1 protein-coding gene is annotated in these 2,646 nt (G+C 44.7%); it reads right to left on the reverse strand.

Features of this window, described 5'->3' with window-relative positions:
* Positions 1-2,555, reverse strand: a 2,555-nt coding sequence (locus tag BM613_RS15620) for a phage tail protein (RefSeq protein WP_109431819.1), incomplete at its 3' end; no start/stop codon positions are given.
* Between the last annotated feature and the right edge of the window lie 91 nt (positions 2,556-2,646).

Consider the following 2,646-nt stretch of genomic DNA (forward strand, 5'->3'; position numbering starts at 1 on the left):
TTTGTTGTTTTTTTTTTAAAGTACGGTGACCATCTAGTTCTACACCGCTTTTTTGGTCGGCACCGTCCGATGTGTATAAGGGACAGATGCGTATGCGCACCAGTATTATTACTCGTTTTAGTACCGTAATCGAAACTACTTGTCCCTTTAGTACCATAATCAAAGCTGGAAGTTGTTTTGCTTCCAAGATCAACAGATGCAGTAGACGCAGTGTGGGTATGGGATTTCACACCGTCAGCTTCTGTAGAAAGTACGTCACGACCACTTGCTGGCTTACCTTTGATTGTTTGACCACGCATGTCCGGGAGTACGCCCGACGGGTATGCAGCAGCCAATTGAGGATACGCAGCTTTATCAAAAGGCTGACCCTGCATCACAATATAACCGGACGGAGGTGTATCTGTAGGCCACGGTAATGGAACACCTACAGGTAAAGTTTCACCGACCGGAGGTGGATTCTTTTTAGTATAAATTTGGTCCCAATCTTGTTCGAAACCATAACCATCACGCGATGTACGATACCAAAGACCACCATTCCTATACGTAGCTCTTATCTGCAAAGAAGGTGTTGAGGAGGTAGCATTTTGATAGTAATGCACTACAAGATCCGAGCTGCTCTTTCTCATATGGTTATAGACACCAGATATAGCGTTCCATGGGACGCTGTTATTGTCTATATCATCTTCTACATTAATAATACCTGTTTGTCCTAACGCAAACGCATTCACGTTTCTAGGTGGAATTGATATATCTCCACTACCATCAAAAAGCACATTGGCAATCCTACGTGCTGTCTGTAGTTTGGTGGCAGTTGCAGCGTTACCAGTTGTGTTCTGATTACCCTGAATGTTAACGCCTGGAAGATTGACGTCAGCAGTACCGTCGAATGAGGCGCCACCAATTTTACGCGCAGTTTGTAACTTAGTAGCACTGGACGCGTTACCATTCACACCTTGACCGGCGTTCAATTTAGTACCAATGGTAAACTCACCAGTAGCGTTATCAATCATAAATGGTCTTAGATTGTTCCAACTACCGTATTGATCGCCTTTAGCAGTAAAGAGAAGATAGGTGTTGGCACCATCGTTCCGCCAAAACGCACCGTAGTCCCCACCAATCATACGGATCTGATTTTCACCACGAGCTACGATTTCACCGTTGGCGTAAATTTTATTACCACTAATATCTTTATTTGTGATAAGTGCGTGCGAACTATATAACCCTTTACCTTGTTTAAAATCTAAAATTAAATCTACTGCAACTGATTCAGAATAAGGGTCCGTTGCACCAAATTTATAAGTCGTTTCAGCAACAGTATAATCTGAAGAAGGTGCTAAAACGGATAAACCTTCTTCTAGAAATACCTCTACAGGAAAAGCTCCACCTTCTATGTAGAATACACTGTTTACTGTATCCCCTTTGTTACTCATCAAAAGAGAATGAATAGCACGTTCAGTTGATGTATAAGACCAGAACATACCATAGGCATAAAGTCCTCGGTCCGTCCAACCACCAGACATGACAAAACCGCTAAATTCACAGTTGTTCATTCTGTGATTTCCAGTGCGGCTTGGAGTGCGAATGTTAATTCTGCTTGCCTGAGCTTCGTTCCTTTGTACCACTAATGGATAATATTTACCTTCCTGGACTCCCGCTGGGGCATTGACCACAGTATATTTCATCCCTTTCTTAGCAGCCATGTCCGTCCTGCTGGCAGCATTAATGTTACTCAGGAAGCGACCCTTGTCTGGTATATCCGCACCGTTCTGGTTCTTCTGCAATGCACTAAGAGCTAAGTTAACAGTTTCGCGTAGACCAACGTTATCAATGAACAGTTGCTTATTAGGAATGTCAGCCCCGTTCTGATCTTTGGCCAACTTGCTGTTAATAAGTGTGGTTATCGTCGTTGCAAAATTCGGATCACCACCAAGAGCATCGGATAACTCCTTCAGAGTGTTTAACGCGTCTGGTGCATCACCAATCAGTGCACTTATAATCTGGTGTACAAACTGAGTTGTGGCAATTTGATTGTTATTAACTTCAGGTGCTGGAGTTGGTGCCGTTGGTACACCAGTTAAAACAGGACTACTTGATGGAGCTTTAGTATTAGCGACATCCATGACTGTTTTAACAGCCTTTGGTGTAGCTGCTAGGTTTTCAGCAGTGCTGTTAGTATCATTGCTAAGACGAACGATACCTTTAGTAGTCAAGGACGCATCTTCAAGACCAATTGCATCAGCAATGTCTTCCGCACGTTGAGCAGCAGCTTCTGAGCGTAAAGCAGCAGACTCAGATCTTCCAGCTGATGCACCAGCATTACTTTCTGAAGCCTTAGCATTAGTTTCGCTTGCTTTAGCTGCGGTAGCACTAGCGGCGGACTCACCAGCTTTATCGATTGCAGTCTGAGCGGATGCTGCCGCATTAGTTTCAGACGTGGAGGCAGAAGCTGCTTTCTGTGTCGCAACCGTTTCGCTTGCCTTAGCTGCATTAGCTGCGGTCTGCGATTTACCAGCCGAAGTAGCGGACTCAACTGCACTCGCTTCGGATGCGTCCATTGCTACCCCAGCAGCCACTTTCGCTGGATAAGCAGGGGTTGCCCTTGCGGCAGCTTACTTTGCTTTAGTGTAAGCCACAGCCGCATTATTA

This window comes from Sulfoacidibacillus thermotolerans (assembly GCF_003144315.1).
GTDB classification, from domain to species: Bacteria; Bacillota; Bacilli; order Alicyclobacillales; family SLC66; genus Sulfoacidibacillus; species Sulfoacidibacillus thermotolerans.